This is a genomic window from Streptomyces sp. NPDC059256 (genome assembly GCF_042753785.1).
Lineage (GTDB): Bacteria > Actinomycetota > Actinomycetes > Streptomycetales > Streptomycetaceae > Streptomyces.
This window is the reverse complement of record NZ_JBHYZO010000007.1, coordinates 1-14,169: the sequence shown is the minus strand read 5'-3', so window position 1 is coordinate 14,169 and position 14,169 is coordinate 1. Positions and strand designations below refer to the sequence as shown.

The window sequence follows — 14,169 nt, the reverse complement described above, 5'->3', positions numbered from 1 at the left end:
GGGAGCGGCCGGTGGCTCGTCAGCGCGTGACGAGATTCACGAGGGTGTGGACGACCTCGGAAGGTGCGGGCATCTCGGCGATCTCGTCACGCAGCCTCCGGGCCGCTGTCCCCATCGCCTCGTCCGTGCAAGCTGTGGTCACCGCGGAGGCGATGGTGTCAGCGTCCGCGAAAGCGGCCTCAAGAACGGTCGCCGAGCCGCCGCCCGCGAAGGCGAGCGAAATCATCGGTGTCTCGGCCGTCTCCGGGATGAGCACTTGGGGCACCCCGAGGTGGGCCCCTGTCAGCACCGACCCGGCCCCGCCCTGGTTGACCATCGCCGCACAGCTCGGTAGCAGCAGGTTGAGCGGCAGGTACTCGGCGACCCGCACGTCGTCGGGCAACTCGCCCAGTTTCGCCCGGTCGGCGGCGGCGACCGCGACGACCAGTTCAATGCCGAGCGGTGCGAGCGCGCGGACGACGCGCGGAAGCAGTCCTGGGTCGCCACCGAGCACGCTGTTCGTCGTACCCCAGGTGACGCACACACGAGGACGTGCGGGAGGTTCGAGGACCCAGTCCGGGACGACGCCCGCGCCGTTGTAGGGAACATAGCGTTCGTGCACGCGACCGTCGGGATGGCCAAACTGCTCAAGGCTTGGCGGCCAGGGGTCGACCGTGCGGAGCGGGTAGTCGTTGCGGACCTCGACCCCGTACCGGTCGAACAGCTCGCTGAGCCCGGTGGGCCACGCATCGCGTTCGGTGCCTTCGAAAGGCTGCCCCTGCAACGGGTGGCCGTAGATGATGTCGGGACCCCAGATCTTGCGCACGAGCGGGATGCCCAGCGCCGCCGCCACCAGAGGAGCGGCCATCACGATCGGATCGGTGACGATCAGGTGGGGACGCCAACGCTCGGCGAACGCCATCAGTCCCGGTGCCATCGTCGTCGCCAGCTCGACCACCGGTGTGAACCGTTCGTCCCTCAGCCGCCTCTTCTCCTGCTCGGACATCGCCTCCAGGAACTCCGGGCTGAGGCTGTTGCCGCTGCGCAGCTTCACCATGTCGCCCATGAAGTCGTAGCCCTCCCCGACCTCCACGGCGGGCAGTCCCATACCGACGGTCGTCGATGTGAGCGCTGGCTGCGAAGCCACACGTACATCGTGCCCCGCCGTACGGAAGGCCCAGATCAGCGGAGCCTGATGGTACAGATGAGTCCTGGAGGGCAACGGGGTGAACAGGACGCGCACAACATACCTCCGTGGATGGCTGACGCGGGTTCGGTCCAGTCCACCGCAACCGTCTAAATGAGGTCTGAATACTTCGCCGCCCCATGCTGTGGGATGCTGGGGCCGTGTCACTGACGGTTCGCGAGGGGAAGATCGCCGCCGTGCGTCGGGCGGTGAGTGAGGCCGCGCTCAGCCTGGCGGTCGAGTTCGGGTGGGAGAACGTCCGGGTCGAGGACATCGCGACCAGGGCCGGGATGTCCACGCGTACTTTCAGCAACTACTTCCGCAGCAAGAACGAAGCGCTCTACGCGGTCGACCTCGACCGGTCAACGGCGATCCAGGAACACCTCCGCGAGCGCCCGGATGACGAGCCGCTGTGGGACGCCGTCGTCAACGCCACATTGAGCGCCCTGACAGTCAGGGGTGCAGACGACCGGGACCTGGTCAGCAAGGTGCGGCTTGCTGTGGCGGCTTCTCCGCTGGGCGGCGAGTACCTCAAGGTGCACGCCATGCGGGAGGCGGCCCTGGCGGCGGGCATCGCTGAACGGCTGGGTGTGGACGCCGACGCGGACATTCACCCACGGCTGATGGCCGCGACCGTGATCGGCGCGGTGCGGGTGGCGATCGAGTTCTGGATCGACTCGGGTCAGGACGAGCCGCTATCGGACACCGTTCGCAACGTGCTCGCGAAGGTCTCCGTCACACTTCCCCGACCGCCCAGTTGAACCCATGACCGGCGGCCCCGAAGAGGAGACCGCCGGTCCACGCGGCATCAGCCTGACACCGAGGCGCGCAGCCGCGCCAGACGGTGGAGCAGACCGAGGGCGAGGGACATAGGCGCCTTCCCCCCGACGGCCCGGAGCAGCGACCGGATCAGCCACAGCTGGGTTTCGGCGGAGTGAGAGGGAGCCCCGTGCACATCGTCGTGCGTGAGGAGCTCGACGTCGCGGACGTGTTCGCGGAGCAAGGCCGCGTCCGAGCCCGGAATGATCTCGTCGCGCGTGCAGGTGACATAGCGGACCGGGATGTCCAGGGCGCGGAGATCCTCCGGCCGCAGCGCCCACTCCCGCATCCGGTCGAGCACGGCCTCGGGCTTCTCACCCGTCAGATGAGCCAGGGTGTCCACGGTGAGCCTCGGGAGACCGGCCTGCCACTTCCGGTCCGAGAAGAAGTCGTGTACGGGCGCTCCTGCGGTGAGCACCGACCTGACCCTGCTGTCCTCCAGCGCGCAGCGCAGCGCCAGGTGACCGCCGAAGCTCAGCGCCAGCACATGGGAGTTCGACGTGTCGGCCCGGTCGCTCACATGGTCAAGGAGACCTGAGAACATCTGCCAACTGTCCCCGTCGTACGGCAGAGTGTTCTCGCCCACCCCGGGCATCTCGGTGATGATCCCCGCCAGGCCGAGGCGACGGATGGCTGACAGGGTCGGCGCCCACGCTTCCTTGACGGTCACGATGCCACCGCTGACGACCATCACCGGCCGTCGCACGCCATCGGACAGGCCCGTCGCCCAGGCGACGACGCGGCCGGCTGGGAGATCGACCTCCAGCCGTTCGATGTCTCGGTCCGTGCGCCGCCATTCGTCGAATGTCCGAACGGTCTCCCGCAGCGCCTTCCTCCGGGAGGGGCCGTCCACGAACGGGAACCGGGCCATGGCATGGTGACGGCAGGCGTCCAACAGCCTTCCCTGTCGTTCCAACTCCTCCGCGGAACGAGACCATTCCGCCGTCCACGAGCCATCGCCGTCGGCATCGGTGTGGATGCGGGCCAGTACGTCCTCGTGGAGCGGGATCCTCTGTCCCCTGGTGTGGGCCGACACGAACTGCTTGAGTTCGCCCACGTCGTTGGTGTCGGTGTCTTCGGTCGGGATGTCCTCCTCGAAGCCCTCCAGCGCCTGCTTGATGTCGGTGAGCAGGTCTGCGGCTTCGGCGCCGTCGATCACCCGATGGTCGAAGGTGAGGTTCAGCCGCATGAGGGGCGCGACCGCCGGCTCGCCGTAGCGCGCCACGGGCCGGTCGACGATCCGACCGAGCCCCAGTGTGACGGTGGTTCCGCCGGTGGAGTGGAACCCGTCCACCGCGCTGTGCGACAGCGAGGTGACCGCGAACGATCCGATGGCGGCGGCACGGGTGCGCAGAGGCCGGATCCGCGATCGGTACGCCGCGCCGCCGACCAGCAGCGGCAACCGACGGATCAGGCGCGCCCCGGCGAACTCCGGGAGCTCCTCCGCGTCGCCGCGTGTGTAGTGATCGACCTGCCGTTGGATCGAGTCCAGACCGGCGACCTGTAGGTGGGGGAGGACGGCCGACAGCACCACACGCTGACCGTTCACGGTGTGGTCCATCGTGAACTTGCCGTACACCGAGGGGAACCGGGCGATCCGCGGGCGGAATCTGCCGTGGATCGCGGCGTTTGCCTCCGGGTGAGCCGCGAGGGCTCGGCTCGCGGCGTACAGCACGTAGCTCAGCCAGGAGTAGTGGCGGCCCCCCTCGCGGGCGGCCGTCCGATGGTTCCCGACTCTAGTCATGTCCACCTCGGTATCGAGGTGGACCGGCGCGAATGACCTGATCTCCCGGAGGAAGTACAGGGTGGGGCGCCGCTCCTTGGCGAGTGGCCTGATCGTCACGTCCGCACCACCACTTCGTGGATCCTGTTCAGGCTCTCGGCCTGAAGCACGTCCGGCAACGAGATCGGGCGTCCGATCTGCCGTTCCAAGGCCGTGAGCAGGGCCAGGAGATGCATCGAATCCCAGCCCGGCACCAGGCCGAGCGGCATGTCGACGTGCTCGGGTCCGACGGCCAGCCCGATCTCGTCTCGGATCAGAACCAGGAAATCGTCGATGGTCGTCAACGGTCGTCCTCCGAAGGCTGGGTGAACCGGATGGGCAGGGGTGGTGCGATGACGCGGGGTGAGGCCGGACGGCAGGCGCGGAAGCGGCTGACGGAGGCCGGCGAGCTGCCTCGACCCGTACATCTCGGGCAGCGTCACAGGCCCACCTTCTCCAGGGCGTAGCCCGCCTTGATCCACTTGCTGGACTCGATCGCGACGCCCACCGCACGGTCACCGACGATCATGCGCGGCAGCAGCCGTTCCAACTGAAAGAACGGGAGGGCGTTGCCGGTGTTGCCGGTCTCCCTGACACAGCTGACCTCCTGGGCGTCCGGCACGTCGAGCCGGATGTGGATCGCGTCGGTCATGCGTCCTGACAGCTGCGGCGGCAGTACGTAGTCCACCTCGCTCCGTTCCCAGTCCAGTGCGTTGAGCATCTCGTCCAACACTTCGACTGCCAGCGGCGGAACCGCGTCCTGTACGGCCTTGTAGTCCTCCACCGCGGCGGGTCTGTCCACATGGCGATCGGCCCCGCCGAACCAGTTCAGTGTCTGGCCGGGTTCGCGTCCGCGCCCGACGCACCGCACCCGGGTCCGAAGCAACTCGATCCCGAGTGGCCCTGGCTCGGTGCCGAGCACGGCGGCACCGGCACCGTCCCCGAACAGCACCCCGTTGACCTGTTCGTCGGGCGGCATCGAGCCGACGTCCACCGAGAGGTCGAGGTGCTTGGCGCAGGAGTCGGCACCGATCACCAGCGCGGTCCGGTGTTCACCGGAGCCGAGTAGCCGTCGTGCCACGTCGAGCGCCTGGACGGCGCCCGCGCATCCCGACTGAAGCTGATACGTGGCTACGTCGTCGATGCCCAGTCGGTCGGCGACGACATTGACGGTGGCGGGCATCAGCATGTCGGGCGACGAGGTGCCCATGACAAGGAGGTCCACGTCCGAGGGCGCGGCCCCGGCTGCCATGAGCGCCCGATCCGCCGCGGTCGTGGCCAGATCGGCGAGTGAGTGTCGAAGCCCTCCGGAGTCCAGGTCGACGGAGTAGTACCGGGTCGGGGTGTCGATGAACGACTCCACCCATTGCTCCCACACGGAAGGCAGACCGAACTTCTCGGCCAGGGCCGCGATGCCAATGGGCGGGCCGGGCAGTACCGTCCCGGCCGACTGCAGGTAAACGCTCATGTCCGTCCCCTCTTCGGCTGCCGCGGCCATACTGCGCAGCGTGACTCGAACGGCCTTGAGGACTGCCGCGAAGGCATCGTCAAAGGCAGGGTCGGTGCTGTGTTCACGAGGCCGCCCCTACGCCGGTCGGGGGGCCGAAGTGCCTCAAAAGGACTTCGGCGAGCCCCTTGCCGTCGTCGAGGCGGTGCGCGGCCCATACGACACGGCCGTCCGGCCTGAGCAGGACCGCTTCGGCGTCGATATCGGACAACCCCTTCGCGCGGACCAGGGAGACTCGGTCGGTCCACCCGGTGAGGTCGAGACGGCCGTCCTCGGGTTCGTCATGGAGGTCGAGCAGTACTCCACGGCCCTTCGACCACGCCTCGGCCAGTTCCGGAACGGAACGGACCGCGGAGGCCACCCCCGGCAACCGGCGGCCCCGTAGCGGATGTACATCCTCCCCTTCGGAGTCGTCGCCCAGGGGGATGAGAGTGTCCGTGCCCCCGACCATCTTGACGAAGTACTCGTTGACGTCGGGGAACCGGATGAGTTCTGCCACCACCTCGCGGAGCTCCGTCAACGGGTGGAGCAGGGCGACCTGCGCACGGACCGTCAGGCACGCCCTTTGGGCGATTGGACGCCGCTCGGTCTCGTAGGTGTCGAGCAGACCGTCGGGCGCGTGCCCGGCGAGGTCCGCAGCGAGTTTCCAGCCGAGGTTCACCGCGTCGTCCATCCCGGTGCTGAGCGCCTGCCCGCCCAGAGGGAAGTGAGTATGTGCTCCGTCCCCGGCGAGGAACACCCGTCCCACACGGTACCGTTCGGCGACCCGGGTGACGTTGAACCACCGCGCCGACCAGGTGGGTTCATCGCCCGTGAACTCCACACCCGCCAGCCGCCGCACGGCCGCCTGGATCTCGGCCAGTGGGGGAGCGCCGTCCCGGCTCGGGGGCTCGACGTCGAACTCGCCGGTCATGACCCGGACCATGCCGGGGCCGATCGGGCTGACCGCGAGGAGCCCGGCGGGATACTCCTTCGCGCCCAAGTGCTGGTTGAGGACGCTGTCCGGCCCGACTGCGAAGTCGGAGACCGTCCCGTGGAAAGGCTGCTCATCCCCGACGAAGCCGACGCCGACCGCCTGGCGGACCACGCTGTTGACACCGTCGCAGCCAACCAGGTACCTGGCGTGTATGGTCACCTCGCCGTCCGGTCCGACGACCCGGACGGCTACCCGGTCCAGGTCGACGGACCCGTCCACACCACGAACCCGGTGTTCGTAGCGCAGGTCCGCGCCGAGCGAACGCGCGCGTTCGGTGAGGTGGTGGATCAGGCGAGAGTGCGGCATCGCGAAGTTGTACGGGTAACGGGCGGCGAGTTGAGCCGGGTTCAGCCACAAGTGCGCGAAGTGGGCCATCGGGAACTCGAAGCCGTCGGAGCGGCAGGCGTCCATCAGGCCGCGCATTTCCAGCAGTTCGACGACTCCGCCGTTGAGAGCCACTCCCGGCGCGTGGGCGTTCGGTTCGGCACGGTCTTCGAGTACGAGGACTGCGGTACCCGCGAGGCGGAGCTCGCAGGCGAGCATGAGTCCGACAGGTCCGGCGCCGACGATGACGACGTCGTGAGGCATGTGAGTTTCCCTTGGGGAGTCGGCGGTCCGTGCGGACCGGGATCGGTGGGTTCGGGCGTGCGGGTCAGTGCTCCGGGCGCATGGAAGCGGCGAGTCGGGCGGGGGTCGGGTTGTCGAAGACTTGGCGTGGCGACACGTCCAACCCCACAGCGCGCATCCGGGTGCTCAGTTCGAGCGCGGCGAACGACGACAGGCCCAGAGCGAAGAGGTCGGTGTCCGGGTCGAGGTCGTCGGCCGGTTCGACGCCCAGGACGTCGGCGGCTTGGGCACGCACGGTCCGCAGCAGAATCGCGGTCCGTTCCTCCGGGTCCGCGGCAGAGAGCTGGTCGAGCAGCCTCCCGTCCGGATCGGCGGGCAAGTCGTCGGCAGCGTCGGCGAACTCGGGCAGTTCCCGCAGGAGTCGGGCCGAGCTGAGCCGTGGGACGGTCGGGTCAAGGTCGACCACGGTCACCGTCCACAGATCGGTCCGGGACGCCAGAGTCAATGCCTCCACCGCCGTGCCCGAAGCCGGTACTCCGAACTCCAACCACAGAGCGGGAAGCCCGTGTTCCCGACGCTTCCGTACGAGCGTCTCCAGATGGGCACGGGCCGACGCCGCCTCCCTGGACACCGGCTCCGCGAGAGCGTCCGCGCCGGACGCGCACACCACGAAGGCGGACAGCTCCAGCTGTGCGGCGACCTCCTCGACCACGCCGGCCTGTACGGTTTCACCCCCGGCAGTGTCGGATACGTGTATCACCGCGGTGGGGGCTGCCTCACGGACCAGCCGTGCGAGTCCGTCACGGTCGAAGGGCTCGAAGTCGGGCGTCGTCACGTCGGCGCCACGTTCTGCCAGCTCCTTGCGCAGCAGGGCGAAATCCGCCGAGTCCTCCTCGGAGGAGACAGGCAGGACGACCCGTTCGGCGCCGTGTTCGACCAACCAGCGGGCGATGTGGCCACCCAGCACTGTCGTACCGCCGGTGAGCAGTACAGTTCCCGCCGGTTGCCAGGGGGCCCGACGGTCCTCGTCCGGCAGGGCGAGGCGCACCAGCCGCGCGGTGAACAACCCCGCCCCGCGCAGCGCGAGCAGATCATCGGCAGGAGTCGCGGAGAGCAGTCCGACAAGGTGTCGTCGTGTCCGGCCGTCCAACTCACGAGGCAGATCGAGCAATTTGATGCGCCGACGGGGGTGTTGCCCGGCCATCGCCCGCCCGATCCTCCAGGTCGCCGCCTCCTCCGGGTCGGCGGGAGGGTCGAGCCGCCCGACCGTCACAGCGCCGCTGGTCAGTACCCAGAGCGGGGCGTTCACCCCGGCTCGCTCCAGCGCCCTCGGCAGCGCTGTGGCAGGCACCATCGACACGACGGCTGCGACGTCCGCTCCACCGGGCAGGCGGTTGCGCACGATCGCAGTGAGGTCGTCCTCGTGGGTGGTGGACCGCGGCAGGGCGATGCGGAGGGCCGTGTCGCCCAACGTTTCGAGCACCTGCGCCTCCAGCTCGCCTTCGCCGCCGTCACCGGTGACCAGCAGGACATGGCTGCGCACACCGGCGCTCGCAGGCACCTCGCTGACAGGGCGCCACACTGTGGTGTGGTGCCACCGGGCCCGGCGCCGCTGGGTGGCCAGCGCGGGCAACAGCGACGACAGGGCGGCTCGCTGCTCCGGCGACAGGCGGAGCCTCTCGCTGAGCGAATCGACGTCCTGGTCGTCCACGGCAGTCCAGAACTGGCGCTCCAGGGACGGAACGCGTGCCGCATCGTGACCGGCGCCGGTGTCCGGGTTGAGCCAGTAGCTGCGGTGTTCGAACGGATAGTTCGGCAGCGCGACGCTGACCGCGGCGGAGCCCTCGAACTGGGCAGACCAGTCGACGCGGTGGCCCGCCGCGTGGACCTTCGCCACCGCCACGAGGGCGGTCCGGGCCTCCGGGCGCCTGGCATTCATCATGGGCGCCAGCGTTGCGGGCCGTACGCCGTCGTCGTCGCGCAGGCACTCCCGTGCCATGGCCGTGAGCGTGGCGTCCGGCCCGACCTCCAGATAGCAGGTCACACCGGCGGAACGGAGAGCGCGGACACCGTCAGCGAAGCGCACAGGCCGCCGGACGTGCTCCACCCAGTAGTCGGGGGAGCGCAGTTCTGCCGGGTCCGCGAGCGCGCCGGTGACGTTGGAGACCATGGGGACGGCGGGTTCGGCGAAGCGAACCCGGGCGGCCCTCGCGCGAAACTCGTCCAACACTTCATCCATGTGCGGTGAGTGGAAGGCGTGGCTGACGGTGAGCCGCCGGATTCGACGGCCCGCGGCCCACCAGTGTTCGGCTACGGCCAGCGCGGCGTCGGCGTCGCCGGAGATCACGGTGGCACGAGGCCCGTTCACCGCCGCGATCGAGACCTCGCGCTCATGGCCGGCCAGCGTCTCGCGTACCTCCTCCTCCGTCGCCTCCAGGGCGATCATGGCTCCGTCTGACCGGGCCCGCTGCATGGCCCGCGCACGCGCGGCGACGAGCGAGGCGCTGTCCGCGAGGTCGAGCATTCCTGCGGCGTGCGCGGCGGCCAGCTCCCCCACCGAATGCCCCAGCAGGACTCCGGGCCGCAGTCCCCAGTGATGGAGCAGCCGGAACAGTGCCGTTTCCACGGCGAACACCGCGGGCTGGGCATACCGGGTCTGGTGGAGGAGGTCGGCCTCCGGGTCGCCCTTCGTCGCGAACAACAGTGGCTGGAGCGGCCGATCAAGATGGCGGTCGAACTCCGTGCAGACCTCGGTCAGGGCATCGGCGAACACGGGGTGGGCGGCGGCGAGGGCGCGCCCCATGCCAGGCCGCTGGCTGCCCTGTCCGGTGAACAAGTACGCCAGCCCACCCGGCTCGGGCGCGGCGCGGTCCACCACCACATTGCCGGGCAGCGGGTCGCGTCCGGCCAATGCCTCCAGACCTCGGGTCAGCTCGGCCGCGTCCGAGCCGACGACGACCGCGCGGTGCTCCAGGCTGGCCCGTGTGGTGGCGCTGGAGTACGCGATGTCCAGTGGACGCGAGGCCGCACCGTCTTCGAACAGAGCAGCAAGGTTGCGTGCCGCGCTGCGCAACGCGCCGTCAGTGCGCGCTGAGACCAGCAGGGGGAAGGGCCGGGCGGGCGGACTGGACGGTGTTTCCTGGGGTGTTTCCTCGGGTGCCTCTTCCACGACGACGTGGGCGTTGGTCCCGCTGACACCGAACGAGGAGACGCCCGCCCGGCGAGGCCGGCCGAGTGCGGGCCAGTCGCGGTTCTCGGTGAGCAGCATGACGTTTCCCGCGGTCCAGTCCACGTGCGGGGACGGCTCGGTCGCGTGCAGCGTCGACGGCAGGGTCCCGTGGCGGATGGCCTCCACCATCTTGATCACTCCAGCGACCCCAGCGGCCCCCTGGGTGTGTCCGATGTTGGACTTGACGGAGCCGAGCCACAGTGGACGGTCGGCGGGGCGGCCTTGGCCGTAGGCGGCGATGAGCGCCTGCGCCTCGATGGGATCGCCCAGAACCGTGCCCGTGCCATGCCCCTCCACCACGTCCACGTCCGTCGGCGCGAGCATGCCCTCGGTGAGGGCATGGTGGATCACTCTCTGTTGGGACGGGCCGTTCGGAGCGGTCAGCCCGTTGCTGGCGCCGTCCTGGTTGACCGCGGACCCGCGCAGCAATGCCAGCACCGGGTGCCGGTTGCGGCGCGCGTCGCAGAGCCTTTCGAGCAGCAGCAATCCAACCCCCTCGCTCCAACCGGTGCCGTCGGCGCCGGCGGAGAACGACTTGCAGCGGCCGTCCGGCGCGAGCCCGCGCTGCCTGCTGAAGTCCACGAACACGCCGGGCGTCGCCATCACGGTCACTCCGCCCGCCAACGCCAGTTCGCAGTCCCCGGCTCGCAGTCCGCGAGCGGCGAGATGCATGGCGACCAAGGAGGAGGAGCAGGCGGTGTCGACGGTGACGGCCGGCCCCTCCAGGCCGAAGGTGTAGGCGATCCGCCCAGACGCCACACTGGTCGCGCTGCCGGTGCCGAGGTACCCCTCGAACCCCTTCGGGGTGTGCTCCATGAGCCGGGCGCCGTAGTCGTCGTACATGACCCCGGTGAACACACCCGTACGGCTGCCCCGCAGCGTGTCGGGATCGATGCCGGCGTTCTCGAACGCCTCCCAGCTGGTCTCCAGCAGCAACCGGTGCTGCGGGTCCATCGCCAGCGCCTCGCGCGGGCTGATCCCGAAGAACCCGGGATCGAACGCGGCGGCGTCGTAGAGGAAACCGCCCTCCCGCGTGTAGCAGGTGCCTTCCCGCTCCGGATCCGGGTCGTACAGGGCTTCCAAGTCCCAGCCCCGGTCGCCCGGGAACGACGAGACCGCGTCCTCGCCCGCGCTGACGAGCCGCCACAGATCCTGTGGGGACCTGATGTTTCCCGGGTACCGGCAGCTCATCGCGACGATGGCGATCGGCTCCCGCTGGGCGGCCTCGATGTCGGCGAGCCGCTGCCGGGTCTTCTGTAGCTCGACGGTCGTCCAACGGAGGTACTCGGTCAGCTTCTCCTGCTGGTCTTGCCGTTCCTGCTTCTCCATGAACCAGTCCCCTAGGCCCGCTGTGTCATCGTTCGTCGAGCCCGGAGAGCCCGAGCTCTTCGTCGAGCACGTCGAATAGGTCGTCGTCGCTCACCGACCCCAGATCGCTCTCGCCGTGGGCGTCCCGTGCCGTCTCGGACCCGGTGACCCGCAGCAGCAGCGCCCGCAGCCGGGCTTCGAACCGATTGCGCCCCGCGTCGTCCAGATCGGTCCCGGCCACGGCCGTTTCCAGGCGTTCCAGCTCGGTTTGCAGGACCCCTGACCCCGCCCCGCTTTCATCGCTGAAGTGCTCGCTCAGATGGTGTGCGATTGCGGTGGCCGAGGGATGGTCGAAGACCAGCGTGGTCGCGAGCCGGAACCCGGTCGCGGCAGATAGCCGGTTGCGCAGCATGACCGCGCTGAGTGAGTCGAATCCCAGCTCTTTGAGTGCCTGCCCCGGCGCTACATCGGCGGCGGACTCGTGTCCCAGCGTGGCCGCGATGTGCCCACGGACCAGATCGAGCAGTGCCTGGACGCGACGCTCGCCGTCCATGCCGCGCAACCGCTCGGTCAAGGCCACGCCGCTCGCGTCGGCCCGCCCTACCCCGCCCGGGGCGAGCCGCTCGAAGAGCGCGGGGAGGGTCCCGTCCTGAGCGTGCCGCCGTACCGCGCCCCGGTCGATCCTGGCTAGGACGAGATGCGCATGGTCGGTGTCGTGGAGCGCGGTGGCAAAGAGGCCGAGCGCGTCATCGACGGAAAGCGGCCGGAGCCCGGTGGTGTCGAGTCGGTCGAGGTCGGTTTCGCTGAGTGTGTTGGTCATGTCGCTGGTGTCGGTCCAGAGTCCCCAGGCGAGGCTGGTGCCGGGTAGGCCGTGTGTTCGGCGGTGGTGGGCGAGGGCGTCGAGGTAGGTGTTGGCGGCGGCGTAGTTGGCCTGGCCGGGGGTGCCGAGGGTGCCGGCGGCGGAGGAGAACAGGATGAATGCGGCGAGGTCGGCGTCCTGCGTTAGCTCATGCAGATGCCACGCAGCGTCGATCTTGGGTCGGAACGTAGAGCGCAGCTGCTCGGGAGTGAGGTTGGTGACGATCGCGTCATCGAGGACACCGGCAGTGTGGATGACGGCGGTGAGCGGGTGCTCGTCCGGGATGTCTGCCAGCACGGCACCCAACTCCTCACGGTCACCGGCGTCGCAGGCCGTGATGGTGACGTGGGCCCCCAGTCCGGTGAGTTCCTCGCGGATTCGGGCGGCGTTGGGGGCAGCGGGGCCACGACGGCTGACCAGCAGGAGGTTGCGGGCGCCGTGCTGGGTGACCAGGTGCCGGGCGACGTGGACGGCGAGGGTGCCGGTGCCGCCCGTGATCAGGACTGTTCCGTTGAGATCGAGGGCCGTCCCCGGCCTGCCTTCGGCAGTGGGCGCGAGGCGAGGGACGAGGCGGCGGCCGTTGCGGAGGGCGAGTTGGCCCTCGCCTGTCGCTGCCGCCGTACGGACGGCATCATCCAGGGCATTGAGGGATGCCTGGCTGTTGTCGTGGTCCAACAAGAGCAGACGGTCGGGGTGTTCGTTCTGGGCGGCGCGGACGAGACCCCAGACGGTTGCGGCGGGCAGGTCCGTGACCAGGTCACCGGGCGCCGTGGCAACTGCCCCCTGGCTGACCACGACCAGCCGGGCGCCGGAGGCGTGCTCCTGCGCGAGCCACTCCTGGACCGCCCGCAGCGTCCGCGATGCGGTGACGTGCGCTGCCTCCGGCCCGGTCTCGGCAGTGGCTGCGATCGTCAGGGTCTGCACGTCGGGTAGGTCGGGTAGGTCGGTCGGGACGGCGAGATCCGTCCACTCCAGTGCGAGCGGCGAGTGCAGCGGCGCGCCCGACGGGAGTGTCAGATCCGCTTCGGTGAGCGGTCGGGCGGTGAGCGAACCAACCGTCAGGAAGGGCAGCCCCGAACCGTCCAGAGCGGTGACGGAAACGCTGCCGTCGCCACGGGTGACGAGCCGGACGGAGGCGCTGGTGGCGCCGGTGGTGTGCAGTCGGACGTCCGTGCAGCGGACTGGGAGCAGTGCCTCCTTCGAGGATCCCACCAGCGTGCCGTCGAGGGCGGCGGTCAGCAGCGCCGGATGGAACCCGAACCCGTCGGGGCTGACATCGTCGGGCAGAGCGGTTCGGGCCTGTACCACGCCGTCGCCGAGCATCGAGAACGAGCGGACGCATCGGAAGACGCCGTCGTGGTCGTATCCCGCCGCGCTGAGTCGCTCCGTGAGTTCTGAGATGCCTGCTGTGCCCTCGTCGCCCACGCGTTCCGGCGCCGTCGTGGTGGCCCGTTCGGCCACGGTCGGTTCGGGGGACGCGTTCAGCACGCCGATCGCGCGTCGCGTCCACACACCGTCCATCCGGGTGTACAAGCTGACCTTGTGGTCGCCGTTGTCGTCCGCGCCGGAGATCTGCACCCGCAGATCCACGCCCTCATCTGACAGGACGACCGGGGCGTCGAGATCCAGTTCTTCGAGGTGGCGCAGGCCCACCGACTCCCCGGTGGAGAGGACCAGATCGAGGATCGCGACGGGCGGGAGGACGGGCCTGTCGTCCAGCAGATACTGGGCCAGCCACCCGTGCGTGTCAGTGCCGATGCGCCCGGTCGCGACCACGCCCTGCCCGTCGGGCAGTTCCACGATGGCGGCGAGCAGCGGATGTGGAGCCTCGTCTAAGCCTGCCAAGGCCGCGTCTTCGATGCCGGGTCCGGCCGTGGCGTCCAGCCAGTAGTGGTGGTGTTGGAAGGGGTAGGTGGGGAGGGTGGTGTGGGGTCCGGGTGGGTGGAGGGTGGTGGTGTTGATGGGGGTGCCGTGGGT

At 69.6% G+C, this 14,169-nt stretch carries 7 protein-coding genes and 1 pseudogene; 1 reads left to right on the top strand and 7 read right to left on the bottom strand.

From position 1 onward, the window contains the following. Positions 1–19 precede the first annotated feature (19 nt). Complete coding sequence (locus ACFXJL_RS17660; RefSeq protein WP_384693314.1) at positions 20–1,222, bottom strand: nucleotide disphospho-sugar-binding domain-containing protein; 1,203 nt, start codon at positions 1,220–1,222, stop codon at positions 20–22. A gap of 104 nt (positions 1,223–1,326) precedes the next feature. On the opposite strand from ACFXJL_RS17660, the gene ACFXJL_RS17655 reads away from it, so the two are divergent. Beyond that, positions 1,327–1,926 carry a TetR/AcrR family transcriptional regulator gene (locus ACFXJL_RS17655; protein ID WP_384693311.1) on the top strand — a complete coding sequence of 200 codons (600 nt, stop codon included), beginning with the start codon at positions 1,327–1,329 and terminating at the stop codon, positions 1,924–1,926. A 47-nt stretch (positions 1,927–1,973) separates the two neighbouring features. Here ACFXJL_RS17655 and ACFXJL_RS17650 read toward each other — a convergent pair whose 3' ends face one another. From ACFXJL_RS17650 to ACFXJL_RS17625, 6 genes and pseudogenes are all read right to left on the bottom strand, one after another. Then, positions 1,974–3,827, bottom strand: a complete 1,854-nt coding sequence (locus ACFXJL_RS17650) for a 2-oxo acid dehydrogenase subunit E2 (RefSeq protein ID WP_384693308.1) — start codon at positions 3,825–3,827, stop codon at positions 1,974–1,976. Then, positions 3,824–4,051, bottom strand: a complete 228-nt coding sequence (locus ACFXJL_RS17645) for an acyl carrier protein (RefSeq protein WP_384693305.1) — start codon at positions 4,049–4,051, stop codon at positions 3,824–3,826. Before ACFXJL_RS17645 ends, ACFXJL_RS17650 begins: the two co-directional genes overlap by 4 nt. A 134-nt stretch (positions 4,052–4,185) precedes the next feature. After that, entirely contained in the window at positions 4,186–5,214 is a 1,029-nt protein-coding gene (locus ACFXJL_RS17640) for a 3-oxoacyl-ACP synthase III family protein (protein ID WP_384693302.1), read from the bottom strand. A 103-nt stretch (positions 5,215–5,317) separates the two neighbouring features. After that, positions 5,318–6,817: an FAD-dependent monooxygenase gene (locus tag ACFXJL_RS17635; RefSeq protein ID WP_384693299.1), complete on the bottom strand. Its 1,500-nt coding sequence runs from the start codon at positions 6,815–6,817 to the stop codon at positions 5,318–5,320. 64 nt (positions 6,818–6,881) lie between these two features. Further along, positions 6,882–11,318 (bottom strand): annotated as a pseudogene (locus ACFXJL_RS17630) (beta-ketoacyl synthase N-terminal-like domain-containing protein); the annotation flags it as partial. Positions 11,319–11,379: 61 nt separating this feature from the next. Next, the coding region (locus tag ACFXJL_RS17625) for an SDR family NAD(P)-dependent oxidoreductase (RefSeq protein ID WP_384693297.1) at positions 11,380–14,169 on the bottom strand (2,790 nt) is incomplete at its 5' end.